This is a genomic window from Psychrosphaera sp., from assembly GCF_982872775.1.
In genome coordinates, this window is sequence record NZ_CEYNSH010000042.1 from 1 (window position 1) to 26406 (window position 26406).

Below are 26406 nucleotides of genomic sequence, written 5' to 3' on the forward strand. Positions count from 1 at the left end.
GTCCAAAGTAATATTTGAATAGATCGCAATAGCGGTGTGAGTAAACTCTATTCCCTTTGGTAATGAATCAGGCGCTTGCCCCAGCCGAGATATAATAAATGCTCGTGCTCCTTTAGTTGCAGCAAACCGTTCAACCTGTTTAGCAAACTCTACGATGTTTTCTTTTACAAGTTTAGGTGGGGCATTTTGTTGGCTTCCGGCAAAAGCATCAAAGCCAAAAGCTGTCATTAATATGAACAGGGCAATGACTGGTTGATAGAATGTCTTCATTGTCAGTATCCTTAAAGTAAAAAGGCGCAGGACGCCTTCTATGTAATGGATTGAATCAATTACTTTTGTTTCATTTGGTCCGCTGGATTTCGTGTGACTGTGATGGTTATGTCAGACACTTCAAGTGGTTCATTACAATGTTTTGGCTTTCTTGAAGCCTTGCTTGCTGAGTCTAATAATTCATTACCAGCAGCGACAGATACAGCAGCTGCAGAACCAACGACAAGTAGTGGTACAGCTACAACAGCACTGGCTACTTGCGCACTAGATGCTGCAGAATGTCCAACCGCATAGACAGAGTGTTCGCTTGCTTTACTCGCATTGTCAGACGGTCCGCTGGCTGCGAAAGCTGAGTGAGATAAAAGAGACACAAGAATTACACTAAGTTTTAAGTTCTTCATTTTTAGGTCCTTATTTGTAAGTACCATTTAAACTTATAGGATATTCCAGGTATGTAAACGTCGGGGAGTGATGTATAGTATTTTTGAACTATTCGTATTATTTAATAATACCAAGGAGAGGTTTTGAGCCAAATTCAACAGATCACTGATACATTGAAGCAACTGTTACGTGAGCAAAAAGTGACATATAAAGATTTAGCTGAGCACTTAGATTTAAGTGAGGCTAATATAAAACGCATTTTCTCAAATTGCAGTTTTTCACTCGAGCGTCTTGAGCAAATTTGCAACATTATTGATTTAAACTTATCTGATCTATTTGTTTTATCCGAGAAAGCTCAACAAACCATTACTGAATTGTCGCTAGAACAAGAACAAGAGCTGGTCGCAAACCCTAAGCTTCTATTAGTCGCAGTTTGTGTTCGCGATGGTTGGTCATTTTCTGAAATCATTAATCACTACGACATTGATGAACATGAGTGTATTCGCCTCATGGTCAAACTAGACAGAATTAACCTCATCCAATTACTACCAAATAACAATTACAAATTACTCATTGCTCAAGATTTTCGGTGGATTAAAAAAGGGCCACTTGAAAAATTTATGGAGAAAGAAGTGCTCACCAAGTTTATGGCGAGTCAGTTTGAAGAAGAAGATAGTTTTCGTTTTTATTTGAGAGGGCGGTACTCTCAAACGTCCATCGATTCAATTACAAGAAAGCTCAATTTGATTACCAAAGAAGCGGCGATATTGAATTTGGAGGATGCAAGCCTGCCATTAGATAAAAGAAAACATATGGGGGTTTTAATGGCAATGCGACCATGGGAACCATCTTTGTTTGAGCAATTTAGACGTAACCAGGAAGAGTCGAAATAATATGAAATTAATACCATTAATCTTTCTAATTACGTCTGTTAGTACCTTTGGCCTTTCCCCGGAACCTCTAGTTGCTAAAAAGATAAATCAAGAGTTGACCTGTATCTCTATCGCACAGGATACAGATGGTGGAGGTAAGTATGCGGAAAGCGGTAAATTTAGAAACCTAGTTGAATCTGATGCAATGCACTCATTTAGTTACTCAAAAAATGATTCTTTTTCTGATTATTTGGACTTTGCTAGAGCTAAAATAGAGGCCGAGAATCCCAAGGCAATGATGCCTTGCCCTATACAAACTGAAGTGAGTAGAACACTTTTTGATGGAGTAGCCAAAAACTTACAAACAACAGCTGATTTGATCTCTCCTTACGAATTACGTTCCGAAGGCGCAAAACAAGGCATATTATTAGTACACGGTCTGACCGACTCCCCTTTTATGTTTCATGATTTGTCAGCCGAGTTTAATAAAATGGGGATTACGGTACGCACATTACTTATACCGGGTCATGCTACCGCCCCTGAAGGCTTACTTGATGTTTCAGAAAAGGAATGGCGCGAGGCGACTAATTTTGCTGTAAACAGTATGTTAAGAGACTTCGATTCAGTATTGCTTGGTGGCTTCTCCACTGGTGGTGCATTAATACTAGATCAAGTTATTAATGCAAAACGTCCCAAACATGAAATGGAAAAACTAAAAGGGCTAATATTGTGGGCTCCTGCATTACAAGCTAAATCAACCCTTGCTTGGGCTGCAAAATACGTAGATGCAATACCATTTATTGACTATGAAACCAAAAGTGCTGATGTTGATTTCGCAAAGTATGAATCATTCCCTTATAACGCCGCTGCCCAAGTCCATAAACTAATGAAACGAATTTTTGATACCAAAATCCCATCACATAATATTCCATTAATGGTAATTATGAGTGAGTTAGACCAGACTGTGGATAGTTCAAAAACTTTAGATTTCATAAATCGTTGGGCCGAGTCGCGTGTCGGTGTTAGTCAGCACACAAAAGTCACTGAGACTCCGTTTGTTCAAGACAGACTTATTTATTTAGGGAAAAGAGACAAACAGGCATCGCTTCCATCAAAGGTAAATGTAAAAGTTCTGACATGCCATCAAAAACACTTGTGTGAAAAGGTCATAGATATTTCTCATAATGCAGCCCCTATATCACCAAATAATCCTTATTATGGTTTTGACGGCGTTTACAAAAACTGTGAGCATGTAAGAAATACGAAACACTTTTCTTCATGTAAATCAGAATCTAACAAGCAATTAGGTGAAATTACAAAAGAAAACTTAGCCAGCTACCCAGATATGGCCAGATTGACATTTAATCCTTATTTTCAAGAGACGGTGTCTGAAATCGAGCTATTTATTGATGTTGTAAAAAAGTAGCAAATCATACTACTTAAAGGTGTAGGAACAGATACTTGGTAGAAAAAGGTTTGCTTAAAGAAAATGTACGACATAATGACCGTACTTAAACATTAAGGTATATGCAAAAGGAAGTACTATGAATAACACATCACAAAATAAAACATACCATTTCACTACGTTAGCCGTTTTAGCAATAGGAATCGCCGCATACGGAATTGGTTTGATTAATGCGACTATGGAACTTAACGAAAAAGGTTACTACTTAATTGTATTGTTATATGGACTATTCTCTTTCGTTTCATTGCAAAAAAATATCAGAGATAAAGTGGAAGGTATTAATTATTCTAAAGCATATAATTTAATGTGCTGGAGCTCTGCAGCCATCGCTATAGGTCTATTTACGGTTGGTCTTTACAATGCAGAATTGCTACTTAGTGAAAAAGGGTTCTATGCGATGGCATTTTTAACTAGTGGTTTTGCGGCAATTACTGTACAAAAAAATATTAGAGACAGTAAGTCTTTCCAATCTGAAACAGTTCCAGAGGCTGAATTGGTTGATAACGAAGATTCGTAGTTAACAACTTTTGGGCAAAGGTTCAATTAGATATAAAAACAGCGCCAACCGGCGCTGTTTTTCCTTTCAAATAACTTATATGAGTTTTGCGCTTACCTATTGTTAGGCAATAGAGTCCTTTTAAAAGGAAGAATGGGAACTAAGTTTTAATCTTTGATAATAATACTGCCGCTATTGGGTCCACCAACCATTGCGATGTCGTAAATTTTGATGTTGTGTTTACGATATTTTTTCAATTGATTGGCCACTTTCATATTTCCAGCGTCTTCAGAAAACTGCGCAATGTTGTAGCCATTACAATAAATGTTATTCGCAACAAAACGATACCGAGAAGCCATTGGGCTATATGTCGCATAGCTAGTCAATTGACGTCTAAACTTGTTATACGTGCCAGCTGCTGCTGTTACACAAAGCTTGGTTTCTGGCGATCCGTCAGCTGCGACATATTGTTTATCGGCCGCAAATAATTGAGTTGAAAACAGTAGGGATACCGCGCCCACTAGCACTATTTTAGTCTTGTTCATGGTGATCTCCTGTTTGCTTTTTTACAAAGCCCACTAAGCATAAGGCTTGACTAAATAAATGCTATTAACCACGGGTTTCAGAATGTAACTCTTTGTGTTTTGTTTCTATATTAGGACCAGCTTATTCGCACATAAAAAGAACCATTTACAAAAGTAGAATTTGAACATTTTTATATTAGCTTGAAATACTCTGTTACAAGTGCCGTAGCCTTGATTTAAGACAGTGCGGTAAAAACACTCAGAGTAGGTGGCGTTTTATTTTCACGTTATTATCATGAATGAGTTCAAAGGGGCTTGGACCGATTGACAATGAGTCAAATGACAATGTTCGTGGTTTAGTTTCATTGCGTTTATTTTAATATCTAGGCAAAATGCCCTTCAGATAAAAGACTTAATTTACCTCTTAGTGAAGGGGCAAGGGTGAGCAGTGCAAACGTCGTTATTACAACAACTTATTGATGAGCTTCAATGTTTACCAGGTGTTGGGCCAAAAACGGCGCAGCGTATGGCTTACAATTTGTTGCAACACAAGCGCCAAGCTGGACTAGATTTAGCGGCAACGTTATCAAAAGCAATGGAAGAAGTAGGGCAGTGTCAAAAGTGTCGTAATTACACCGAGCAACCACTTTGTGACATTTGTACTAATCCTCGCCGAGAACAACAAAACTTATTGTGCATTGTTGAGTCTGTGTCGGACTTAGCCGCCGTTGAAAATAGTGGCCAATTCTCTGGTCGGTATTTTGTATTACACGGTACGTTATCGCCTATCGATGGCATCGGCCCGTCAGAGCTTGGCTTGCATACACTTGAAGAGTTAATGGCAACAGGTGATGTTGAAGAAGTGATCTTAGCACTTAATCCTTCCATCGAGGGTGAAGCAACATCTCACTACATTGCCGATATTTGTAAATCAAATAATGTGGCCATTACACGTATTGCACATGGTATTCCTGTAGGCGGAGAGCTAGAGATGGTCGACACTTCTACGATCTCTCATGCTTTGATGGGCAGAAAGCAGTTCTAGTCGCCTGTCTTTCTTCGGGCTTTCATCTTGCCTTATAGTGATGGTTGTGTGAATTTTCGACATTCAGCTGCCATTCACACATTTTTTTTGCGGAATTAACAAAATTCCCTTGAAAAGGGTCTCGCGCATTCTTATTTAGTTGTCATCAAACGAATTATAACTATGTGATGTTTAACTAATAGGAGACCCTGACAATGGCAGAAGCAGCCACTCAAGGTAAACAAACACACGGCTTTCAGACCGAAGTCAAACAACTATTACAACTAATGATCCACTCTTTGTATTCAAACAAAGAGATTTTCTTACGCGAACTTATCTCAAACGCAGCCGATGCAGCTGACAAATTGCGTTTTGAAGCACTGTCAAATGGTGACTTATTCGAAAATGACGCAAATCTTCGCGTTCGTGTGTCTTTTGATGCAGACAAAAATACCATCACTATCGATGACAATGGTATCGGTATGAACAGTGATGATGCTGCAACGCACTTAGGTACGATTGCAAAATCGGGTACGGCAGACTTCTTTAAAAACTTAACAGGCGACAAGGCTCGTGACTCACAGCTAATTGGCCAATTTGGTGTTGGTTTTTACTCTGCGTTCATCGTTGCAGATAAAGTGGTTGTTCGCTCTCGTAAGGCGGGTGACAGTGCAGAAAACGGTGTTGAATGGACAAGTGAAGGCGAAGGCGAATTCACGATTGAAACCATCAACAAAGCGACTCGCGGTACAGAGATCACGTTATTCTTAAAAGAAGACGAAAAAGAGTTTGCAGACGACTTCAAACTTCGTTCTATCATCAAGAAGTATTCTGATCATATCTCTACACCAGTAGAAATGTATAAAGAAGGCACGCCTGAGTCAGAAGGCCCAGATGGTGAAAAAATTCCTGCAACAGAAGGTCAGTGGGAAGCCATTAACAAAGCGGATGCCCTATGGACACTTGATAAGTCAGAGTTAAAAGACGAAGACTACAAAGAGTTTTACAAGCACATCAGCCATGACTTTGAAGACCCATTAACTTGGGCTCACAATAAAGTTGAAGGCAGCAACGAATACACGTCATTGTTATACATCCCAAAACGCGCGCCATTTGATTTGTGGAATCGCGACAAGCAACGTGGATTAAAGCTATACGTTCAACGCGTATTCATTATGGATGACGCCGAGCAATTCATGCCGACGTACTTGCGTTTCGTAAAAGGTCTAATTGATTCAAATGACCTACCACTTAACGTATCGCGTGAAATTCTACAAGACAACAAGATCACTCAAAGCTTACGTAAAGCTTGTACGTCTCGCGTATTAAAGATGCTTGAGCGCATGGGTAAAAACGACAAAGAAAACTACCAAGTTTTCTGGAATGAGTTTGGTCAAGTCTTAAAGGAAGGCCCAGCTGAGGACATGGCGAACAAAGAGCAAATCGCTAAATTGTTACGCTTTGCGTCGACGAACAACGACGACTCAACACAGTCTGTGTCGTTCCCTGATTACGTTGAGCGCATGAAAGAAGGCCAAGACAAGATTTATTATCTTGCTGCTGATTCATATGCGGCAGCGGCAAACAACCCAGCACTTGAGATCTTCCGCAAGAAAGGCATCGAAGTGGTACTTATGTATGACCGTATCGATGAGTGGTTGATGTCTCACTTAACTGAGTTTGACGGTAAGCAGTTAGTTTCTGTGACTCGTGGTGACTTGGATTTAGGTGACTTGGAAGATGAAGAATCGAAAAAGGCCCAAGAAGAAGCGGACAAAGCATTCGAGTCTAACGTAACTCGTATCAAAGACGTGTTATCTGACAAGGTTAAAGATGTAAAAGTGTCTCACCGTTTAACGGACTCGCCAGCGTGTATCGTGACGGATAACTCAGACATGAGCCCTCAAATGATTGAGCTGATGAAACAAATGGGCCAAGAGGTCCCAGATGTTAAGCCTGTGTTTGAAGTTAATATGGACCATGAGCTGGTTAAACACATCGACCAAGTTCAAGATGAAGACCAATACAAGCAATGGGTTGAGGTCTTATTAGACCAAGCAACATTAGCAGAGCGCGGTACTATTGAAGACCCTGGCTCGTTTGTTAAGCGTTTAAATACCTTGATGATGTCTTTAGCTAAATAAGACTAAATTGAGACTGATAGAAAGAGACGCCAAGCGTCTCTTTTTTTATGCCTATTTTCTCTTTAAATATTCTCGCTAATTTTAATCTCTAAGTAGGCGCGTAAAGTTTATAGACTCATGGCCATGATGAAAAAAACACCATGCAATCTGTATTTATTGATCTGCTTCATGAATCCTTACGACTTCGCCTTGTTATCAAAGGCCTAATGTGCCAAGATTCTGACTAGAAAACTTTTTTATAATTAGAACCGATTTGCAGAGGAACAGTTCATGCGGATTATTTTATTAGGCGCACCAGGTGCCGGCAAAGGTACTCAAGCCCAGTTTTTAATGAACAAATTTGGTATTCCACAAATTTCTACGGGCGATATGTTGCGTGCAGCAATCAAAGAAGGCTCGCCATTAGGTGTTGAAGCCAAAAAGGTAATGGACGCAGGTCAACTTGTTTCTGACGAATTGATCATTGGTTTGGTAAAAGAGCGCATTGCAAAACCTGACTGTGAAAACGGGTTCTTGTTAGATGGCTTCCCACGCACTATTCCTCAAGCCGATGCGATGAAAGAAAATGGTATCAAAGTAGACTACTGTTTAGAGTTCGATGTACCAGATGAAGTGATTGTTGATCGTATGGCTGGCCGTCGAGTTCACCCTGCATCAGGCCGTGTTTACCACATTGTTTACAACCCACCACGTATCGACGGAAAAGACGATGAGACAGGTGATGAGCTTGTGATTCGCGATGATGACCAACCAGAAACAGTACGTAAGCGTTTAGGCGTTTACCACGAGCAAACTCAGCCATTAGTTGCTTATTATAAAGCAGAAGCTGAAGCGGGTAATACCCAGTTTGCAACAATCGACGGCACACAGCCAGTTGATAAGGTAAGCCAAAAGTTAGCAGAAGTTTTAGCGTAACTTAGCTCCTATTCAGATATTCAAGAACGCCATGTCTTTTAGATGTGGCGTTTTTTTATATTTGAATTACCAATGTAACTTGTTAAATTGATTAAACAAACATCGGGTTAGAAGGGAAAGATAATGGAAATTCAATATACGGCACTCTACGCAGGGTTATTGGCACTGTTTTATGTCGCACTGTCATTTCGCATCATAAAAATGCGCTTAACTTTTAAAGTAGGTATTGGTCACGGTGAGCAAAACGAATTACATCGTGCAATTCGAGTCCATGCTAATTTAGCAGAGTATGTGCCTTTTGCATTGTTGCTAATGCTGTTCTTGGAACTCAATCAAACCGAGGGCTGGATTCTAAATGTGTTGGGAACGATGTTGTTAATTGGTCGTGTATTTCATGCCATGGGCTTAGGTAAGAGTGCTGGGACGACAATGGCTAGAACGGTAGGTGGCGTGTTAACTTATTTAATGATGTTGATTGCGGCAGTATTAAATATCTTAGTTGTGTATTAAGCGCAGCGCTGGAAGCGTAGCTTTTATCCGGTAGGGGAGTGGAGTTAACTATTGCCACGTAGTAACTCTACGTAGTAACTCTACAAAGCAACGCGACATAGTAACTATTGTTAAATCACGGACACAAAAAAACCGGAGCATGCTCCGGTTTTTAAATAGGTATTCAACAAAAATTAAAGCGCTTTGATTTGAGCGTTTAAACGGCTCTTATGACGAGCTGCTTTGTTTTTGTGGATAAGACCTTTAGTTGCATAACGGTCAAGAACTGGAACAAGCGCAGTGAATGCTTCTTGTGCAGCTTCTTTTTGACCAGCTTCAATAGCTGTAACAACTTTTTTCATGAATGTACGCATCATAGAACGACGGCTTGCATTGTGACGACGAGCCTTCTCAGAAGTTATAACGCGTTTCTTAGCAGACTTAATGTTAGCCAAGGCTGACTCCTAAACTTTTATTCGATTAACCGGTTTTTTAAGGCCGCAGAGTGTGCCTTTTTCACTCGCTTTTGTCAAACGATTTTATATTAAAAGCTAATTTATAAATTCGTAAAACTCTGGCAAGCTATATGGTTTGTATTCTACAGCAAATTGAAGGAATGTCAGTGGCACTTTTAAAGTCGAGTCTAATTGTAAGTTTTATGACCCTAATTTCGAGGGTGTTAGGACTCGTTCGGGATGTGGTCATCGCTACTTTTGTCGGTGCAGGGGTAAATGCCGACGTTTATTTCTTTGCCAATCGCATTCCTAACTTCTTAAGACGGCTATTTGCTGAGGGGGCCTTTGCTCAAGCATTTGTACCAGTGCTGTCTGAAGTAAAAGAAAAACACGGCGATGATGCGGTTCGAGAATTAATTGCAAAAGTATCAGGGACACTAGGGGTCATTGTCTTGTTACTTACGTTATTTGCTGTTGTTGCTTCGCCACTGATTGTTATTATTTTTGGTACGGGTTGGTTTGTTGATTGGTTAAATGGCGGCAAACACGCTGAAAATTTTGAATTGGCGTCAGTGCTCCTTAAAATCACTTTTCCTTATCTGTTTTTTATCACTTTTGTCGCGTTATCAGGTGCGATTTTAAATGTTTATAACCGCTTTGCGGTCGCAGCGTTTACTCCAGTTTTTCTTAACATCTCAATTATTACCTGTGCTGTTTTGTTTCATGATAGCTTTTCACAGCCGGCCTATGCGCTGGCGTGGGGCGTGTTTCTTGGTGGCTTGGTTCAGTTTTTGTTCCAGTTACCATTCTTATTTAAGTCAAACCTCTTGGTTCGTCCTAAGTGGGGCTGGCATGATGAAAACGTTACTAAAATTAGGATGTTGATGTTACCTGCATTATTGGGTGTTGGGGTTCATCAACTTAATGCATTAGTCGATACCGTCATTGCTTCGTTTTTTGATCAAACTGGCTCAATTAGTTGGTTATATTACGCGGACAGGCTCATCGAGTTTCCACTTGGGTTGTTCGGGATCGGGATAGCAACGGTTATTTTGCCAAGTCTATCACGATTGCACAGTGCCAATGATCCAGCTAAATTCCAAGAAACCATGGACTGGGCCCTCAAAATGGTCTTGTTAATGGCGTTTCCTGCCATGGCTGGTCTAATGGTGTTAGGTCCTCAAATAATAGATTTGTTGTACACCCGTGGCGCCTTTACACAACATGATGCCACCCAAGTGTTTTATGCTTTAGTGGCGTATAGCTCAGGGCTGGTCTGTTATATGTCTGTAAAAGTCTTAGCACCGGGTTACTTTGCAAGGCAAGACACCAAAACTCCGGTGCGGTTAGGTATCATTGCGATGTTATCTAATATTGTTTTCAACTTTATGCTCGCGCCATTTTATGGTTATGTGGGACTTGCAATTGCAACCGCAATGTCGGCGACACTTAACGTGGTTATGCTTTATTTGGGACTACGCAAGCAAGGTGTTTATAGGCTTACCCGTGCAACTTGGTCGTGGATTCTAAAGCTCATTATCGCAACCTTAGTGATGACAGCGTCCTTACTGCTGTTAAAAGAACATCTAGCGAAAACGTTAGTGAGTATCTGGGCGCAGGCTGGTGGCTTGTTTGGTCTAATAGGTGCAGCTGTAGTGAGCTACTTTGCAGTATTGATTTTACTGGGTGCTCGCAAACGACACTTCACTATTTGAGACAAAAACTCTAGGTGTGATTAACTGACAATAGTTACTTGGCTAAAAAGCAAAAAAGCCTCAATAAAAAAATAACGCATTTATCAGTAGCAAACTAGGTGTAGCGGGTAGTAATTAACCCGCTTTTGCCGTTATAATTCGTCGGTTTTTTATCTACAAATGAAGGTCCAATGGAGTTAGTTCGAGGTTTAGTCAATTTAACTGAAAACCACAAGCGCTGTGTGTTAACAATTGGTAATTTTGACGGAGTACATATTGGTCATCAACATGTCCTTGATAAGCTGAGACAAGAAGCCAAGCGCCATGGCGTTCCGTCTGTGGTTATGGTGTTTGAGCCACAACCACAAGAAGTCTTTCTAAAAGACAAAGCGGCCGCCCGAATTCTAACTTTCAGAGATAAATATCAAAAGCTGAAAAAAATGGGCATAGATAGACTCATTGTCGTTCACTTCAATGATGAGTTTGCCGCTATGTCAGCCGACGGTTTTATAGAAAATTTGTTGGTAAAAAAGCTCGGAATACAACATTTAATTGTTGGTGATGATTTTCGATTTGGTCAAAAGCGCGTGGGTGACTTTACATTGTTACAACAAGCCGCGACCAAATTTGGTTTTACCGTAGAAGACAGTAAGACATTTTTGTTTTCGCAACAAAGAGCAAGCAGCACAGCGGTTAGGCAATACCTTGAGCAAGCTGATTTTGCCTCTGCTGAACAACTGTTAGGTGAACCATTTGAAATGAAAGGAAAAGTCATACACGGCCAAAAAAACGGTCGTAAGTTTGGTTTTCCCACTGCTAACATCGCGGTGAAACGAAAAGTGTTGCCAATAAAAGGTGTATTTGCAGTTCAAATAAACATGTTAGATAAAGTTTATTATGGTGTGGCGAATATAGGTAACAAGCCAACACTTGACGGCGTCAAACCCGTCTTAGAAACACACATTTTTAACTTTGACCAAAATGTATATGGGCAAAGATTATCGATTCAGCCTCTGTTTAAAATCAGAGATGAGCAAAAATTTGAATCGATCGAACAACTTATTTCTCAAATTCAAATGGATGTGGCAAACGCCAAATCCAAACTTAGTCAATATGGAATCGAATAACCATGAGTGATTACAAACATACTCTAAATTTACCAGAAACAGCGTTTCCAATGCGTGGTAATTTGGCTCAACGCGAGCCTAAGATGTTGGAAGAATGGCAAAAGAAAGATTTATACGGCCAAATTAGAAACGCAAAAAAGGGTAAAAAGAGCTTTATTTTGCATGACGGCCCTCCTTATGCAAACGGTGATATTCACCTCGGTCACTCTGTAAACAAGATCCTGAAAGACATTATTGTTAAATCAAAAACACTGTCTGATTTTGACTCGCCATACGTACCTGGTTGGGACTGTCACGGTCTACCAATCGAATTAATGGTTGAAAAGAAAGTTGGCAAGCCAGGCAAAAAAGTAACTGCAGCAGAGTTTCGTCAAAAATGTCGTGACTACGCGCAACGTCAAATTGACGGTCAGTTAGAAGGTTTTGTTCGTTTAGGTGTGGTTGGCGATTGGAAGAACCCATACAAAACAATGGACTTCACATCTGAAGCGAACATCATTCGTGCATTAGGCAAGATCATCGAAAACGACCACCTACAAAAAGGTGCCAAGCCAGTTCACTGGTGTACGGACTGTGGTTCGGCACTTGCTGAAGCAGAAGTTGAATACAAAGATAAAGTGTCTCCAGCGATTGATGTAATGTTTACAGCTGAAGATACAGAAGCGCTAGTATCTAAATTCTCTCACCCTGAGGGTCATGCGGGTGAAGGTGATGTGTCTTTTGTCATTTGGACAACAACACCTTGGACACTTCCTGCTAACCGCGCTATTGCGGTTGGTGCAGACGTTGAATATGTGTTGGCGCAAATTGAAGAGTCAGAATCTCACGACAAACCTTTCCGTTTAGTTGTTGCCGCGCCACTTCTAAATGATGTCATGGACCGTTACGGAATCACTAAGTACCACGCATTAGGTTATTGTAAAGGCACGGATTTAGAGTTGTTAAAGGCAAACCACCCGTTTGCTGGTTTCTCAGTGCCTGTTATTTTGGGTGATCACGTAACAACAGACGCGGGTACAGGTTGTGTTCACACTGCACCAGGTCACGGTCAAGAAGACTACACGGTTGGTTTACAATACGACCTAGAAGTCGCCAACCCAGTTGGACCAAATGGTGTTTATGTTGAAGGTACAGAGCACTTTAACGGTCAACACATTTTTAAAGCCAATGACAACATCATTGAGTTGTTAAAAGAAAATCAAAAGTTGTTAAAGCACGTTGCGTTTGAGCACAGCTACCCACATTGCTGGCGTCACAAAACTCCAGTTATTTTCCGTGCGACACCTCAATGGTTCATCGGTATGGACAAAGCGGGCTTGCGTCAAAAATCAATCGATCAAATCAAGAAAGTTGAATGGCTTCCAGAATGGGGCGAAGGTCGAATTGAAGGTATGGTAGAAGGCCGTCCTGATTGGTGTATCTCGCGTCAACGCACTTGGGGCGTGCCAATCACGTTATTCATCCATAACGAAACCGATGAATTACACCCAAATAGCATGGAACTAATGGAGCAAGTTGCTCAGCGTGTTGAAAAAGACGGTATCCAAGCGTGGTGGGATCTTGACGCAACCGAGCTACTAGGTGATGAAGCGGCGAATTACCGCAAAGTCGAAGACACGCTAGATGTTTGGTTTGATTCTGGTGTAACACACCACTTTGTTGTTGATGCTCGAGAAGAATTCGACAAGGCGGCAGATTTATACTTAGAAGGTTCTGACCAACACCGCGGTTGGTTCATGTCTTCATTGATGACATCGGTAGCAATGAACGACAAAGCACCTTACAACCAAGTGCTTACGCACGGTTTTACGGTTGATAAAAACGGCCACAAAATGTCTAAGTCTTTAGGTAACGTTATCGCACCTAAAGAAATCACCGGTGTTTACGGTGCAGATATCCTTCGTTTATGGGTTGCATCGACGGACTACACAGGTGAAATGACTGCCGATAAAGAGATCTTTAAACGTTCGGCTGATACATACCGTCGTATTCGTAACACGTCTCGTTTCTTATTGGCCAACCTAAACGGTTTTGACCCAAAAACAGACTTAGTTGATGAGTCTGAAATGGTCGCACTAGATCGTTGGATTGTCGGTAAAGCGGCACGTCTGCAAAACGAAATCATTGCAGCATTCGACAAGTATCAATTCCACGTAGTAATGCAAAAGCTAATGAACTTCTGTTCAGTAGACTTAGGTAGTTTCTACTTAGACGTTATTAAGGACCGTCAGTACACTGCAAAAGCAGACTCTACTGCACGTCGTTCATGTCAGACTGCGCTTTACTACATTGCAGAAGCGATGACACGTTGGATGGCACCAGTATTGTCATTCACTGCTCAAGAGATTTGGCAAGCACTGCCTGGCGAACGTGAAGAGTTTGTTTTCACAGGTGAATGGTACAAAGATATTGAAGCATTCTCTGCCGACACTGAGTTAGGTGATGATTACTGGTCACAAGTGTTAGCGATTAAAGAACAAGTTAACCGTGCACTAGAAGTAGCAAAAAAAGACAAAGTCGTAGGCGCGTCATTAGCGGCTGAAGTAACGTTATACGTTAGTGATTCTTTACAGTCGGTTCTTAACAAACTAGAAGATGAACTTCGCTTTGTTCTTATTACCTCGGTAGCCAAAGTAGAGTCTGTTGCTAACAAGCCGGCTGATGCTTTTGATTCTGAACTAGACGGTCTATTTGTCAGTATTACTGCAAGTGAAGCAGCGAAGTGTGACCGTTGTTGGCACCACTCGGATACGGTTGGAACGCACAGCGAACACCCAGAGTTGTGTACGCGTTGTGTTGAAAACGTAGACGGTGAAGGTGAAGAAAGGAAGTTTGCTTAATGACATCAGTAGTAAGTCAACGCAACGGATTGTGGTTTTTGCTTTTGAGCTTGGTTGTGGTTGTTTTGGACCAAGCAACCAAGCTTTGGATACTCGCAAATGTGCCTTTGTACTATGACATTAATATCCTGCCGATTTTTGACATTACTTATGTTAGAAACTTTGGCGCGGCATTTAGCTTTTTAAGTGATGCTGGTGGCTGGCAGCGTTGGTTCTTTACTATTATTGCTGCCGTTGTCAGTGTGTTATTGACGGTTTGGATGTATCAAACTGATTGGAAAGAACAACGACAACTCTGGTCCTTCGGCCTTATATTAGGTGGCGCGATTGGTAATGTTATTGACCGCTTGTCTTACGGGTATGTTGTTGACTTTTTACATTTTTATTATCAAAACTGGCACTTTCCAGCCTTTAACGTGGCGGATATAGCAATTAGTTGTGGTGCCGCTTTGCTCTTACTCGATGGTTTTATTGATTTCAAGAATCAAAAAGCCGCCAAGCAAGAAAGCGAATAATAAGGTTTAGTAGTGGATCAAATTAATATTCAAGCGGGAAGTGAAGTCGTATTTCACTTTACCATTAAATTATCAGATGACTCAGTGGCCGACAGTACTAAAGTCAGTAACAAGCCTGCGAAGCTAGTCATTGGTGACGGAAGCTTAACAAAAGGCTTTGAAGACTGTTTATTAGGTCTTGAAGCGGGTCAAGAGGCGACGTTTACACTTGCACCAGAAGATGCATTTGGACAACCAAACCCAGACAATATTTATTATGTTGACCGAACTAAGTTTTCAGATGTAACGCCAGAAGTAGGTGCAATTATTGCGTTTACACAACCAGATGGTTCTGATTTACCAGGCCTTGTTCGCGAAGTTGCTGGACAGTCTGTAACTATCGACTTTAATCACCCATTAGCGGGGCAGACATTGACGTTTGAAGTAGAAATTATTTCAGTCGATAATTCCGCACAAGCGGTCAATTAGGAGTAACTATGGACGTTTTATTAGCAAACCCAAGAGGCTTTTGTGCCGGTGTTGACCGAGCAATTTCGATTGTAGAAAGAGCGTTAGAAGTTTTTCAGCCGCCAATTTATGTACGCCACGAAGTGGTTCATAATAAGTTTGTTGTCAATGGCCTTAGAGACCGTGGGGCAATTTTCGTTGATGAGCTTAATGAAGTACCTGATGACAGTATTGTCATTTTTTCTGCGCATGGGGTTTCACAAGCGGTTCGCAATGAAGCAAAACGCCGTGGTTTAAAAGTCTTCGATGCGACTTGTCCGTTAGTGACAAAGGTTCACATGGAAGTGACTAGAGCTTCTAGAAAAGGCATTGAGTGTATTTTGATTGGTCACCAAGGACACCCTGAAGTGGAAGGCACTATGGGCCAATACAGCAATGAAGAAGGTGGTATTTACTTAGTAGAATCGCCTGCCGATGTTGACACTCTAGAAGTTAAGAATCCAAATGAATTGTACTATTGCAGTCAAACCACATTATCAGTCGATGACACTGCTGATGTAATCGACGCATTGCGCGCTAAATTCCCGAATATTGAAGGTCCGCGCAAAGATGACATTTGTTACGCAACCCAAAACCGTCAGGACGCGGTTCGTCAGCTAGCTAGAAAAGTAGACTTGATGTTAGTTGTTGGCGCGGCAAACAGCTCTAACTCAAATCGCCTACGTGAGTTAGCAGAAAAAGTTGGTACAACTGCGTATTTAATTGACGATGCGTCTAACATCGAGCTTGAGTGGTTGGCCGGCAAACCTAACGTCGGTGTTACCGCTGGGGCATCTGCACCAGATGTTTTAGTTCAAGGTGTCATTAATCGACTCAAAGAGCTAGGTGCTAATAATGTAATGGAAAATCCTGGTAAAGAAGAGGATATCGTCTTTGCCGTTCCTGCAGAATTGAGGTAAGCACTTTGCTTGCCTTTCTTTTTTGTGAGAAAGACAAATAGGTACAGAGTTTTTAATACAGGGACAGTAAAGTTGGCGAATAATTATTTTTCATTGATAATTGATTATAGTACGATGAAAAAATAAACAGCAAAGGTTAAGGGAACTAAGCTTAGTCTGATGGGCTTCTGTCTGATTAGGTAGTAGGGCGGACAATGAAATTCTATACACCACATTCACCATCTTCCCAACGGGGAGTTGGCTTAATCGAAATCCTGATATCGCTGGCTGTGATATCTATCGGAATGATTGGCCTAGTCGGGTTACAGTTTTCTGTTTCAACCTCCAATCAAGACGCCTATGTAAAGTCACAAGCAACACTCATCATAGAAAGCTTATCAGATCGAATTCGAATTAACCGTCAGTATCAAAACCGCGATGACACAACGACTCCTGCGGTTGATGCAACAGACAATGCCTATACAACATTAAACAATTATAATTTTCGAAATTTAGACGCATGCGATGGCAATGAGTTTGAATGTTTTTGTGAGACTGTTCCCGTCGCAATAGACAACTGTCGTGACGAAGGAGCGGTTGATGCTGCTTTGTGCTCACCTCAACAATCGGCAATATTTGACGCGTATGAAGCGAGCTGCATGGCTGCGAGCATTATGGATGACATGGAAGTAGGCGTTGTGGCACTTAACCCGCTTCCTGGTTCAGGTGGCGATTTGGTAGGTCCTAACTCTATTCTGACTGTCTATACCGCATGGCCAGCAACAATTTGGAAGAACTTAGACCGCGCTGCTAACGAAATGTGCGAGCAAATACTAACCGCACAGGGCATCGCTGGCGACTATGAGTGTGTTTATATGGATTTAGTTGTGGGTGATGGTTCATGATTAGACGCACAAACCGAGGTTTTTCATTAGTAGAGTTACTTATATCGCTGACACTGGGCTTGATTATTACGTCAGCTTTGGTTCGTGTTTATCAGAGTAATAATAAGCTTCAAACCTACAATTACGCATTATCAACAATCCAAGAGGATGGCCGATACTTATTGGCTGTGATGCGACGTTCCTTGATGTCTGTGGGTGATTATAACGAGTTTTCAGCCAACCTTAATAGGGATGTCGACACGACCATTGAGATGGAATATGTCAAAGGTCATCCAGTTGTCATTGAAGGCGAATTTGCCGTTGATCCGACCGTAGGCTCAATAGACCGAGGTAACGGCAATACCGACCAGCTCACTGTTAATATTATGGCAAGCAATGCCTGTAACGGAACAGATTTTGATTTTAATCCGGACGAAGAGTTTCATGCGGTTAACCAATACTTTGTTGAAAACAATGCGTTACGCTGTCGAGGTTATGATGGTCGAGTATTGAGAGGTTTAAAGGCACCAGCAGGAGCACCTCAAGCGGTAACAATCTTGAATAATGTTCATGATTTTCAAGTTTTATACGGTATTACTCAACCAATAGGTGGCGTCGAAACTGGATATGTAACGTCTTGGGTGACCGCCGATCGAGTAACAGCATTTAACCGCCCCGATGGTAATAAAGCTGTGGTCGGTGTCAAACTTGCGGTTCTAATTAAAAACGATGATGAGATAAATATCGAAAGTACTCGTAAAGTAAAACTATTAGGTAACCCGGCGTACGAAGTACCGAGTGACGGTTTGTACCGTGTTTTTGAAACGGTTATTTTGTTCCGAAATTCGTGGAACCACATAGTAGTAGGAATGTAGACATGACTAAAACCCAAAAAGGTATCGCACTAGTTATCGCGCTAGTCCTCTTAACCTCTATGACAATCGTTGGTGTGAGTTCGGTTTCTTCAGGGCTGATGCAAACCAAGATGGCCTCTAACCAAAATATGGTTTCGATGGCATTTGATGCCGCTGAGGCTTCTGTAGAAGGAGTTGTTCATGAGAGTGGTTCTGGTGATTTACGGACCGGGCAAGTTCTAGACGCAGCAGGAGATCCTGTATACGACACGTTAACTCAAGCGCGCACAGATGGTCAGGTAGGTGTCAATAACCGAATAGACCTGACTGCACTGCCTACTTGTGATGAGCTGGCTAATGCACTTTGGTCAGAGAGAACCATCACAAGTGGTGGCCTGCAAGATGACCAAGTACACGATAATGTGGGAACATTGATGGATGTCCCACCTATTAATGCCTGGTCAAAGTCGGCATTTGTAGGCCTTAAAAACCTCACGGACCCAACGTCAGGGCTAGTGTCGAGTATTGTTGATACAGACGGATCACGTAATCGAACCTTATTAGAAGTTTTTATTGTAAAAGGCTGTGGGCATGTAGAGGGTAGTGCTGTTAATGCGGTGAGTCGAGTTGTTGTATCTAGACAAACAGTAGAAATTGGAGATACGGAATAATGAAAAGTTTTAAAAGCCTTAAGGTGACGTGTCTCTCACTTGTGTATGGATTAGTGACCTCGTTTGCCGCATATGGTGACGATATTGAGATTTATTATGGTATCTCCGATCAAAACCAGGTCGTCAACCCTAACGTAATTTTTATCCTCGATACCTCTGGAAGTATGGGCTGGCACGATGGTGAAGAAACAAGCCGAATGTACCGTACGAAAGAAGCATTGAGAAGTGCACTTAGCTCTATTTCTGACGTGAACATCTCACTAATGAGGTTCAGTAATGTCGGTGGTCGCGTACTACTTCCAGCTAAAGACATTGACGAATTGTGGGATAGTTATGAAGTCGTGCGCTCAATAAAAGGTCCCACTGATTTTGCCATTGAAGTTGATGGCGGTGATATTTATACAACTGATTCTGACTTGTACTTAGTCGGAGATGATGATCAAGGAAATCGCTTCCATGGCTTGCGTTTTTTGGATATGGACATTCCAAAAGGGGCCATTATTCAAAGCGCCCATATTACTTATTATAGTTATGACCAATCATCGACCGTTCAGGTGCCCATCAGGTATACGGCATCTTTACCATCAGTAGCGAAGCTTGCAGGAGATTATGGCACATTTGTCGAGGGAAATAACTTTCAAGATGAAATGGAAACTGTACTGGGTTTGGATACCGCGACTAACGGAGATTGCTCTGATCCTAGTGAGGCGGTTTGTTGGATACCTGCTATCGATACGAACGGTGATGGTACACCTGATTTTTCTTGGCTTATAAGCAACTTCCCAATTAATACCACTAACCTAGCCAGCCTAATTCAAACAGTAATAGACGACTCAGGCTGGAATACAGGGGATGCTATCAAGTTATTTGGTGAGGCCTTGGGGAATGGCGGTGATAATCATCTTTATGAAGCATGGAGCATAGGTGACAATAGTGGTATCAACAGGAAAATGGCTCCACAATTGACCGTTCGTTATACCTTACCAAGCAATATTGAACCAACTTATACGGTCAGAGATAAGTTAATAAGCTTAGTTGAAGAAGTAGTTGCTGAGGGGGGAACACCTGTAACGGACACCCTATATGAAGCATTTTCCTATATTAATGGTTTGAACGTGCCATACGGTTCAACCAGAGCAATACTCAACCCAAATGATACAAGTTTTGCAGATGATAGACTTGCATCTCTTAGTCGATTAAGTCATCCAGATACATTAGAAAGCCCGAGTTTAACAAATAACTTTAGCTGTGATTCAGACAAGCTGACATCAGTTGAATGTAGGTTTAGAGAGTATGCCAATGCGTCCACTCTAAAATATGAATCACCAATTGATCCAGAGTTTGGTCAATGCCAAGCCAACTATATTGTTTTATTCAGTGACGGTGCACCTAACGGCACTACATTAGCAAGTGAAATTTCCACAGTTACAGGTGAAAATTGTAGTGGTGAAGCTTGTGCTGAAACACTTGCAAGGTACATGGCTAAGATTCCTTCGGAACGCGGCGATGACAGTAACTATGCGCAGACTTTTACCTACACAGTAGGGTTTGAGTCTGATGGTTTTAATGATCAGTATTTGAGAGATTTAGCAGAAGCAGGCAGTGGTCGTTTCTATTCTGATAATACCACAGCGGGCCTTGCAGAAGCCTTCACCAAAATCTTAATTGAGGCCAAAAAGGGCGCCAGTACGTTCGTTGCACCTGGCATATCAGTTAATCAGTTTAATCGTTTGACTCACTCTAACGACATCTATTATGCGTTGTTTGACCCTCGTCCTAATGACTATTGGCCAGGAAACCTAAAAAAATATAAGTTAATTGATAGTGTTGTGTTAGATAAAGACAGCAACCCTGCAATCGCCGAGGATGGCTTCTTTAGTGACGATGCTCATGACTGGTGGTCACAGTCTAGCTCGTTGATTGGACCATTTGTTGAGCGCGGTGGTGCAGCGTCACGTCAGGAAATTATCCGTAATGTTTATACAGACGTAAGTAGCCCTACTACAAAACTAACAAGAGATGATTCTCGAATTACTAAAGCCTTGTTAGGTATTGAAGGCGAAGCAAATTCAGATACGCTTCGTTCTGATCTTATTGATTGGATGCTCGGATATGATGTTCAAGACTTAGATGGTGACAATGTAACCTCTGAACCTAGATACCAAATGGCCGACCCTCTGCATTCAGAGCCACTTTTTTATCAATATGGTGACAAGTCATCAGTATATATAGGCACCAATGAAGGATACTTATTGTCTATCGATGCCGAAACAGGGCAGGAAAACTGGGCCTTTGTACCTGAAGATTTAATCGACAATATGTTTGTCTATTATGAGAATGGCAGTGTATTTAATACACGTAAGTACGGCATGGATGGCGCAATTAACGCTTGGACAGAGGACGATAGAAATTATTTAGTTGTTGGACAGCGCCGTGGTGGAAGTAATTATTATGTCTTGGATATTACAGACAGAACAACACCGATTTTTAAGTACAAAATAGAAGGTGGTACTGGCGACTTTAGTAACTTAGGGCAGTCTTGGTCAAAGCCTACGGTTACTTCTATTAAAGATACTGATGGCACTAAAAAGAAAGTCCTAATCTTTGGTGGCGGTTACGATACGAATCAAGATACCAACACTGTTCGCGAGACAGACTCAATAGGTAACTCAATATTTATTGTTGAAGCTAAAACCGGTAACAAGCTTGCTGAGATTTCAGGTAAAACCGGAGGTACAAAACGAGTCACTATTGGCGACATGCAAAATAGTATCCCTAGTCGAATTGCTGTTATTGACAGAGATTTTGATGGCACGGTAGATCATATGTATTTCGCAGATACCGGCGGTCACTTATTTAGAGTGGATGTGTACAACGGTGAAACTTCATTGAGTGACTTATTCCAAGGACAGCGCATTTACACGACATCGGTTGCAGATTCTGAAGAAAAAAACCGTCGTTTCTATTATGCGCCAGATATTGCCGAGATAGTCTATAAGGGCGAACACTACTATGCGGTAACTATAGGCTCGGGCTATCGTGCACACCCGTTGAATGAAGACATTCAAGATTCAGTCTTGATGTTAAAAGATCACGGAGTATTTAAGCTAGATACCGATGGCAAATACATGTTCCCTGATTTTTCCAATTCAGGCAGTATCGCGCAACTTTCACCAACAGTACCAACGGTAACTAATATCAATTCTTACCTAGGTTATGAGTTTAATTTAACGCAAGGTGAAAAAGTAATAACAGGCGTTTCCATTATAAACAGTAAGTTGGTTTTCTCTACTTATGATCCAAGTACGGCAGGCTTAATTGAAAACAGTTGTTCTGCTGCTCAAGGTGGTGGTCGAATTTACGCGATAAACCTAATTGACGGCCAAGCGTTACTCGACAATAACAACGATGGGGTAATTGATTATAATGACACTTTTGTTGAGCTTGAAAAATCGGGTATTCCAGCCGAGCCAAGATTGATCATTACCGATCCCGATGCACCAACTTTATGCGTGGGTACAGAGTGCGCCGATACAATTCGTTCGGACGACGATGCCAATGCCTTTGAGCGGTTATTGGGTGAAATTACAGGCCCTAATAGTCGTCTTAATCAAATATTTACCAATTCATGGAACAGCGAAATAGAACGTTCTACAAAGGATGATAATTAATATGTTGAAGTTTACATCTGGCCGCCCTCTAAAAGGGTTTACGTTAATCGAAATGTTAATCACGTTAGCGATCGTTGGTATTTTGGCCTCGGTGATTTACCCGTCTTACACCAGCTATGTAGAGCGCTCTTACTGCATTCAAGCGCAGGCTGATCTACTTGACTTTGCAAGTGCGATGGAACGCCACAAAGCAACTACCTTTAGCTATGAGGATGCGGCCGGAACGCAAGCCTCACCGACCGATACTGGTTCACCCTGGATTTATCCAAGCCATTCTCCAGCAGATAAGCCGGCGGCAGATAAACGTTATGACTTAACAATAGAAAGTGTTGATAATAACGGAAGAAGCTATGAGCTCAAAGCAACCCATGTGGACTCAGGCTCAGGTGGCGCAGCGGCTCCAGGCAACCCAGCTCCAGCGATGATGAGTATTTTCTCTGATGGCAGGAAAGCGTTTGATCAAAGCAATGACGGTAATTATCAAGCAGATGAGTTTTCTTGGAGCTGCTAAGATGAAAAACAAAGGTTTTACGCTAATTGAAGTGTTAGTGACACTCGCACTTTTTGCCATTATCACTACTTCAGTAGCGCCGTCAGTGAATAACTTTTTTGTTCGCAACAAAGTGGCCGCGACGGTCAATAATATTAGTTCGGCGTTGCAATTTGCTCGGCATACTTCAATTAGTGAAAACGAATTTGTCGTGGTCTGCCCAACGACCGATATGGAAAACTGTTCAGGAAGTAAAGATTGGACATCAACTAAGATGGTTTTCATCGATGAAAATGAAGATGGTCAAAGGGGCATAAACGAAGAGCTGCTTGGCAGTGCGGATGCTGTTAAGGACTTTCATATTCGCTCTACCAGAGAGTCAATTGTTTTTGCACCCGTGAATACAGCAGGTACGACAAACGCAACAATTTCAATCTGTCGAAAAGAAAACATCAATAGTTTTGCTCGAGCCTTAACAGTCTCCACCGTTGGACGTGTTTCGATAGAAAAAGACTCGAGTGTAATTAACTGTACATAGCAGGCTATATTAATAGCCTGAGTAATCAGTCGTAAACGGTAGGGATTGGTTGGCGTTTGTGCTGCGTCGCATTAAAGATTGCTACTAGCTTGTCTTCAACCTCTTTAGACACTGGTTTACCTTCTAAAAAGTCATCGATTTGATCATAAGTTAAACCTAATGCATCTTCGTCTTTTTTACCCGGCGCTAGTTCTTCAAGATCTGCTGTTGGTGCTTTAGTAACTAATACGTCCGGTGCACCTAGATATTGTGCTACTTGGCGTACTTGACGCTTGTTTAGACCAAATAAAGGAATTAAGTCACAAGCGCCATCACCCCACTTAGTATAAAAGCCTGTTATGTTTTCAGCTGAGTGGTCTGTACCTAACACTAATCCATCCAATAATCCTGCAATCTCATATTGAGCGACCATGCGCTCACGAGCTTTAACATTTCCTTTTACGAAGTCTTTTTTGGCATCCGTTAGAGGCGCTAATAAATGTTCTGGCAGGGCGCTCATCACTTCATTGTGTAATGCATCTGCGGCAGCTTTAACATTCACTGTGACCACCTCTGTTGGCTTTATAAAGCTAAGGGCAAGTTGAGCTTCATCTTCATCGGCCTGCACACCATAGGGAAGACGAACGGCAATAAATTGATAATTTTCACCGGTCTCTTCGATTAGCGACTCTACCGCTAATTGAGCAAGACGTCCGCAAGTTGATGAATCAACACCACCGCTAATGCCTAACACTAACGTTTTGGTTTTTGAGGCTAACAATGTTTTTTTAATAAAAGAGACACGACGCTCGACTTCAGCGGCTGGATTAATCTCTGCTAATACTTTCATTTCTTCGCGTATTTGTTTGGCATCCATAGATTTAACACTTCTCAAGTTAGGCTTGTAAGCGTATTCTATGCCAATCAACTCCAACGCTCTAGTTGAAATTTAAATCAAATTGAATCAAACGTTAAAATAAGAGACCGTCATGAAAAAAATTACCGCAATCATTAAACCATTTAAATTAGATGACGTGCGAGAGGCACTTTCTGATCTTGGTGTAAATGGTATGACAGTAACTGAAGTAAAAGGATTTGGACGTCAAAAAGGGCACACTGAATTGTATCGTGGCGCTGAATATATGGTTGATTTCTTACCTAAAATGCGAATTGAAATTGTCGTCGTTGATGAGATGTTGGATCAGGTAGTTGAGTCAATTTTAGAAACCGCTCAAACAGGCAAAATAGGCGATGGCAAAATTTTTGTTGAGCCTGTTGAGCGAGTTATTCGAATCCGTACAGGTGAAGAGAACGATGCCGCAATCTAGTTTTCTAGACTAAAGTTATTTTCAATTTAGCTTCAATTGCAAGCCAAGGTGTTTACCTGGTAAGTCGAATGTAAGCTTAGTTAACAAAAAGCCCGAGTTTGACTCGGGCTTTTTGATTTATTTGGGAACATTGAGGTTAACTAGCGCGTTATCGACATGGTCCAGGGAGTAGACCAGTAGAGTACACGTTAGTTAAGTTGCACTAATTAACAGTCTTTCTCTAACAGTTTTTGACCAATGGAAATCGTTCTTGGTTTCAATGCTTCAGGAACTTCGCGTTCTAAATTAATGTGTAGTAGGCCATTTTCCATTTGCGCATCGATGACCTTAATATAGTCACCTAGTTGGAAACGGCGCTCGAAGTTTCGCTCAGCAATTCCTTGGTATAAATATTTTCTTTCTTCACCTTCTTCTTGTGACGACGCTTTGGTGCCTTTCACAATAAGGGTGTTGTGCTCTGATTGAATTTCCAGTTCGCTTTCTTTAAATCCAGCGACGGCCATAGTGATTCGATATTTGTCTTCAGCAACCGACTCGATATTGTACGGAGGGTATCCTGCGCTCTTGTCGTTGCGATTTGCCGAATCTAATAATGACGCTAAGTGGTCAAAGCCAATAAATGAACGGTACAGTGGAGATAGATCTACGTTTCTCATAATCTCTTATCCTTTTAATTAAGCAATAAGTTAAAAATAAATAGTATTAAATTAAATGGTTTTTCATACGAACAAACCGTTGAGCCTAGAGGACCCTAATGGCGTCTCATCAGGCTCAATACCTATCTATGTTCACTCTTAATAATTTCAAGAATAAAAAATAAATAAAAAATGATTTTGTTTATAAGGTTTTGATAATTATGTGTTTAATTTATTAAATTTAATGTAAAAATTAATTGTTAGTGGTCTCATTCGTCGTCTCTGTTGTTAACTCTTCGAGCGCTTCTGTCGCTGATTGAGACTCAGAGTCATTAGGATTTTGTTCAGAAATTGACACCAGAACAGAAAGTGCTGCGTCATAATCTGGTTGCTCTGATAACTCACTCACGATCTCTTTATAAACCACTTCATTATCAGGACCAATGACAAATACGGCACGGGCCAACAGACCCATATCTTTTATTAACAAGCCATAGTTCATCGCGAAATCACGCCAAACTGAGTCAGAGTAAGTTTGAATACGTTCAATGTTTTCAGCTTGGCAAAAGCGTTTTTGTGCAAATGGCAAGTCAGCACTTATAGTAATCACTTCGACGTCTTGTGGAAGTAGCTCCATTGCGTCGTTAAAACGTTTGGTTTGCAGACTACACACCCCTGTATCCAAACTGGTTACGGCACTTATTAGAAGTGGCTTACCAGCAAAGTCGTGTTTTGTTTTGATCTTAAATCTGTCATCAAC

The 26406-nt window shown here is 41.3% G+C and carries 26 protein-coding genes and 1 pseudogene; 20 read left to right on the forward strand and 7 right to left on the reverse strand.

Annotated features, from left to right (window positions below):
- Nucleotides 1-270, reverse strand: a pseudogene (locus AC4E96_RS11435) (DUF2145 domain-containing protein); the annotation flags it as partial.
- Between the two features lie 59 nt (nucleotides 271-329).
- Nucleotides 330-671 carry a hypothetical protein gene (locus AC4E96_RS11440; RefSeq protein WP_490255912.1) on the reverse strand — a complete coding sequence of 114 codons (342 nt, stop codon included), beginning with the start codon at nucleotides 669-671 and terminating at the stop codon, nucleotides 330-332.
- Between the two features lie 123 nt (nucleotides 672-794).
- Here AC4E96_RS11440 and AC4E96_RS11445 point away from each other — a divergent pair, with 123 nt between their 5' ends.
- The 3 genes from AC4E96_RS11445 to yiaA all read left to right on the forward strand — a co-directional run bounded on the left by AC4E96_RS11445 (nucleotide 795) and on the right by yiaA (nucleotide 3505).
- Complete coding sequence (locus AC4E96_RS11445) at nucleotides 795-1544, forward strand: helix-turn-helix domain-containing protein (RefSeq protein WP_488031871.1); 750 nt, start codon at nucleotides 795-797, stop codon at nucleotides 1542-1544.
- A gap of 1 nt (nucleotide 1545) precedes the next feature.
- Nucleotides 1546-2949 carry an alpha/beta hydrolase gene (locus tag AC4E96_RS11450; RefSeq protein WP_490255913.1) on the forward strand — a complete coding sequence of 468 codons (1404 nt, stop codon included), beginning with the start codon at nucleotides 1546-1548 and terminating at the stop codon, nucleotides 2947-2949.
- A 118-nt stretch (nucleotides 2950-3067) separates the two neighbouring features.
- The gene (gene yiaA, locus AC4E96_RS11455) at nucleotides 3068-3505 is read left to right on the forward strand and encodes an inner membrane protein YiaA (protein ID WP_488031869.1); all 438 of its coding nucleotides are present in this window, start codon (nucleotides 3068-3070) and stop codon (nucleotides 3503-3505) included.
- A 146-nt stretch (nucleotides 3506-3651) separates the two neighbouring features.
- Here yiaA and AC4E96_RS11460 read toward each other — a convergent pair whose 3' ends face one another.
- Nucleotides 3652-4029 (reverse strand): DUF3718 domain-containing protein, encoded by a 378-nt coding sequence (locus AC4E96_RS11460; RefSeq protein WP_490255914.1) that lies wholly within the window; start codon nucleotides 4027-4029, stop codon nucleotides 3652-3654.
- A gap of 427 nt (nucleotides 4030-4456) precedes the next feature.
- Between AC4E96_RS11460 and recR the strand changes: the two genes are divergently transcribed.
- The 4 genes from recR (at nucleotide 4457) to AC4E96_RS11480 (ending at nucleotide 8601) form a co-directional block, all read left to right on the forward strand.
- Complete coding sequence (gene recR, locus AC4E96_RS11465) at nucleotides 4457-5053, forward strand: recombination mediator RecR (RefSeq protein ID WP_488031867.1); 597 nt, start codon at nucleotides 4457-4459, stop codon at nucleotides 5051-5053.
- Nucleotides 5054-5247: 194 nt separating this feature from the next.
- Nucleotides 5248-7176 carry a molecular chaperone HtpG gene (gene htpG, locus AC4E96_RS11470; protein ID WP_490255915.1) on the forward strand — a complete coding sequence of 643 codons (1929 nt, stop codon included), beginning with the start codon at nucleotides 5248-5250 and terminating at the stop codon, nucleotides 7174-7176.
- Nucleotides 7177-7446: 270 nt separating this feature from the next.
- Nucleotides 7447-8091 carry an adenylate kinase gene (adk, locus tag AC4E96_RS11475; RefSeq protein ID WP_488031865.1) on the forward strand — a complete coding sequence of 215 codons (645 nt, stop codon included), beginning with the start codon at nucleotides 7447-7449 and terminating at the stop codon, nucleotides 8089-8091.
- Between the two features lie 123 nt (nucleotides 8092-8214).
- Nucleotides 8215-8601 (forward strand): MAPEG family protein, encoded by a 387-nt coding sequence (locus AC4E96_RS11480; protein ID WP_488031864.1) that lies wholly within the window; start codon nucleotides 8215-8217, stop codon nucleotides 8599-8601.
- 173 nt (nucleotides 8602-8774) lie between these two features.
- Here AC4E96_RS11480 and rpsT read toward each other — a convergent pair whose 3' ends face one another.
- On the reverse strand, nucleotides 8775-9035 hold the full coding sequence (rpsT, locus tag AC4E96_RS11485) for a 30S ribosomal protein S20 (protein ID WP_488031863.1): 261 nt from the start codon (nucleotides 9033-9035) through the stop codon (nucleotides 8775-8777).
- A 161-nt stretch (nucleotides 9036-9196) separates the two neighbouring features.
- Here rpsT and murJ point away from each other — a divergent pair, with 161 nt between their 5' ends.
- The 12 genes from murJ (at nucleotide 9197) to AC4E96_RS11545 (ending at nucleotide 23704) form a co-directional block, all read left to right on the forward strand.
- Nucleotides 9197-10750, forward strand: coding sequence for a murein biosynthesis integral membrane protein MurJ (murJ, locus tag AC4E96_RS11490; RefSeq protein WP_490255924.1), 1554 nt, complete (start codon nucleotides 9197-9199; stop codon nucleotides 10748-10750).
- A 170-nt stretch (nucleotides 10751-10920) separates the two neighbouring features.
- The gene (gene ribF, locus AC4E96_RS11495; RefSeq protein WP_490255916.1) at nucleotides 10921-11856 is read left to right on the forward strand and encodes a bifunctional riboflavin kinase/FAD synthetase; all 936 of its coding nucleotides are present in this window, start codon (nucleotides 10921-10923) and stop codon (nucleotides 11854-11856) included.
- A 2-nt stretch (nucleotides 11857-11858) separates the two neighbouring features.
- Nucleotides 11859-14696 carry an isoleucine--tRNA ligase gene (gene ileS / locus AC4E96_RS11500; RefSeq protein ID WP_488031861.1) on the forward strand — a complete coding sequence of 946 codons (2838 nt, stop codon included), beginning with the start codon at nucleotides 11859-11861 and terminating at the stop codon, nucleotides 14694-14696.
- The gene (lspA, locus tag AC4E96_RS11505; RefSeq protein ID WP_488031860.1) at nucleotides 14696-15211 is read left to right on the forward strand and encodes a signal peptidase II; all 516 of its coding nucleotides are present in this window, start codon (nucleotides 14696-14698) and stop codon (nucleotides 15209-15211) included. Before ileS ends, lspA begins: the two co-directional genes overlap by 1 nt.
- A gap of 12 nt (nucleotides 15212-15223) precedes the next feature.
- Nucleotides 15224-15679: an FKBP-type peptidyl-prolyl cis-trans isomerase gene (gene fkpB, locus AC4E96_RS11510; RefSeq protein ID WP_488031859.1), complete on the forward strand. Its 456-nt coding sequence runs from the start codon at nucleotides 15224-15226 to the stop codon at nucleotides 15677-15679.
- 8 nt (nucleotides 15680-15687) lie between these two features.
- Nucleotides 15688-16617, forward strand: coding sequence for a 4-hydroxy-3-methylbut-2-enyl diphosphate reductase (gene ispH / locus AC4E96_RS11515; protein ID WP_490255917.1), 930 nt, complete (start codon nucleotides 15688-15690; stop codon nucleotides 16615-16617).
- 194 nt (nucleotides 16618-16811) lie between these two features.
- Nucleotides 16812-17501, forward strand: a complete 690-nt coding sequence (gene pilV / locus AC4E96_RS11520) for a type IV pilus modification protein PilV (protein WP_488031857.1) — start codon at nucleotides 16812-16814, stop codon at nucleotides 17499-17501.
- The gene (locus AC4E96_RS11525) at nucleotides 17498-18355 is read left to right on the forward strand and encodes a PilW family protein (RefSeq protein WP_490255918.1); all 858 of its coding nucleotides are present in this window, start codon (nucleotides 17498-17500) and stop codon (nucleotides 18353-18355) included. Before pilV ends, AC4E96_RS11525 begins: the two co-directional genes overlap by 4 nt.
- Before the next feature lie 2 nt (nucleotides 18356-18357).
- The gene (locus tag AC4E96_RS11530; protein ID WP_488031855.1) at nucleotides 18358-19005 is read left to right on the forward strand and encodes a pilus assembly PilX family protein; all 648 of its coding nucleotides are present in this window, start codon (nucleotides 18358-18360) and stop codon (nucleotides 19003-19005) included.
- Nucleotides 19005-22676, forward strand: a complete 3672-nt coding sequence (locus AC4E96_RS11535; RefSeq protein WP_490255919.1) for a PilC/PilY family type IV pilus protein — start codon at nucleotides 19005-19007, stop codon at nucleotides 22674-22676. Before AC4E96_RS11530 ends, AC4E96_RS11535 begins: the two co-directional genes overlap by 1 nt.
- Nucleotide 22677: 1 nt before the next feature.
- Nucleotides 22678-23187, forward strand: a complete 510-nt coding sequence (locus AC4E96_RS11540) for a type IV pilin protein (protein WP_490255920.1) — start codon at nucleotides 22678-22680, stop codon at nucleotides 23185-23187.
- A 1-nt stretch (nucleotide 23188) separates the two neighbouring features.
- Nucleotides 23189-23704 carry a GspH/FimT family pseudopilin gene (locus AC4E96_RS11545; RefSeq protein ID WP_488031852.1) on the forward strand — a complete coding sequence of 172 codons (516 nt, stop codon included), beginning with the start codon at nucleotides 23189-23191 and terminating at the stop codon, nucleotides 23702-23704.
- Nucleotides 23705-23729: 25 nt separating this feature from the next.
- On the opposite strand, the gene nadE is transcribed toward AC4E96_RS11545, so the two are convergent.
- Nucleotides 23730-24560 (reverse strand): NAD(+) synthase, encoded by an 831-nt coding sequence (gene nadE, locus AC4E96_RS11550; protein ID WP_490255921.1) that lies wholly within the window; start codon nucleotides 24558-24560, stop codon nucleotides 23730-23732.
- 112 nt (nucleotides 24561-24672) lie between these two features.
- On the opposite strand from nadE, the gene AC4E96_RS11555 reads away from it, so the two are divergent.
- The gene (locus AC4E96_RS11555; RefSeq protein WP_488031850.1) at nucleotides 24673-25011 is read left to right on the forward strand and encodes a P-II family nitrogen regulator; all 339 of its coding nucleotides are present in this window, start codon (nucleotides 24673-24675) and stop codon (nucleotides 25009-25011) included.
- A 206-nt stretch (nucleotides 25012-25217) separates the two neighbouring features.
- Here AC4E96_RS11555 and AC4E96_RS11560 read toward each other — a convergent pair whose 3' ends face one another.
- Nucleotides 25218-25667: an Hsp20 family protein gene (locus AC4E96_RS11560; RefSeq protein ID WP_490255922.1), complete on the reverse strand. Its 450-nt coding sequence runs from the start codon at nucleotides 25665-25667 to the stop codon at nucleotides 25218-25220.
- 232 nt (nucleotides 25668-25899) lie between these two features.
- Nucleotides 25900-26406 (reverse strand): thiol peroxidase (gene tpx, locus AC4E96_RS11565; protein WP_490255923.1); only part of this gene is annotated, 507 nt, incomplete at its 5' end.

What these genes read in the sequence shown, in the direction of transcription:
- yiaA (WP_488031869.1), top strand. Translation starts at nt 3,068, where the DNA reads ATGAATAACACATCACAAAATAAAACATACCATTTCACTACGTTAGCC.
- htpG (WP_490255915.1), top strand. Translation starts at nt 5,248, where the DNA reads ATGGCAGAAGCAGCCACTCAAGGTAAACAAACACACGGCTTTCAGACC.
- ileS (WP_488031861.1), top strand. Translation starts at nt 11,859, where the DNA reads ATGAGTGATTACAAACATACTCTAAATTTACCAGAAACAGCGTTTCCA.
- pilV (WP_488031857.1), top strand. Translation starts at nt 16,812, where the DNA reads ATGAAATTCTATACACCACATTCACCATCTTCCCAACGGGGAGTTGGC.
- adk (WP_488031865.1), top strand. Translation starts at nt 7,447, where the DNA reads ATGCGGATTATTTTATTAGGCGCACCAGGTGCCGGCAAAGGTACTCAA.
- AC4E96_RS11555 (WP_488031850.1), top strand. Translation starts at nt 24,673, where the DNA reads ATGAAAAAAATTACCGCAATCATTAAACCATTTAAATTAGATGACGTG.
- ispH (WP_490255917.1), top strand. Translation starts at nt 15,688, where the DNA reads ATGGACGTTTTATTAGCAAACCCAAGAGGCTTTTGTGCCGGTGTTGAC.
- lspA (WP_488031860.1), top strand. Translation starts at nt 14,696, where the DNA reads ATGACATCAGTAGTAAGTCAACGCAACGGATTGTGGTTTTTGCTTTTG.
- AC4E96_RS11530 (WP_488031855.1), top strand. Translation starts at nt 18,358, where the DNA reads ATGACTAAAACCCAAAAAGGTATCGCACTAGTTATCGCGCTAGTCCTC.
- AC4E96_RS11560 (WP_490255922.1), bottom strand. Translation starts at nt 25,667, where the DNA reads ATGAGAAACGTAGATCTATCTCCACTGTACCGTTCATTTATTGGCTTT.
- AC4E96_RS11545 (WP_488031852.1), top strand. Translation starts at nt 23,189, where the DNA reads ATGAAAAACAAAGGTTTTACGCTAATTGAAGTGTTAGTGACACTCGCA.
- AC4E96_RS11440 (WP_490255912.1), bottom strand. Translation starts at nt 671, where the DNA reads ATGAAGAACTTAAAACTTAGTGTAATTCTTGTGTCTCTTTTATCTCAC.
- AC4E96_RS11480 (WP_488031864.1), top strand. Translation starts at nt 8,215, where the DNA reads ATGGAAATTCAATATACGGCACTCTACGCAGGGTTATTGGCACTGTTT.
- murJ (WP_490255924.1), top strand. Translation starts at nt 9,197, where the DNA reads ATGTCAGTGGCACTTTTAAAGTCGAGTCTAATTGTAAGTTTTATGACC.
- AC4E96_RS11460 (WP_490255914.1), bottom strand. Translation starts at nt 4,029, where the DNA reads ATGAACAAGACTAAAATAGTGCTAGTGGGCGCGGTATCCCTACTGTTT.
- AC4E96_RS11540 (WP_490255920.1), top strand. Translation starts at nt 22,678, where the DNA reads ATGTTGAAGTTTACATCTGGCCGCCCTCTAAAAGGGTTTACGTTAATC.
- nadE (WP_490255921.1), bottom strand. Translation starts at nt 24,560, where the DNA reads ATGGATGCCAAACAAATACGCGAAGAAATGAAAGTATTAGCAGAGATT.
- AC4E96_RS11525 (WP_490255918.1), top strand. Translation starts at nt 17,498, where the DNA reads ATGATTAGACGCACAAACCGAGGTTTTTCATTAGTAGAGTTACTTATA.
- AC4E96_RS11535 (WP_490255919.1), top strand. Translation starts at nt 19,005, where the DNA reads ATGAAAAGTTTTAAAAGCCTTAAGGTGACGTGTCTCTCACTTGTGTAT.
- AC4E96_RS11450 (WP_490255913.1), top strand. Translation starts at nt 1,546, where the DNA reads ATGAAATTAATACCATTAATCTTTCTAATTACGTCTGTTAGTACCTTT.
- ribF (WP_490255916.1), top strand. Translation starts at nt 10,921, where the DNA reads ATGGAGTTAGTTCGAGGTTTAGTCAATTTAACTGAAAACCACAAGCGC.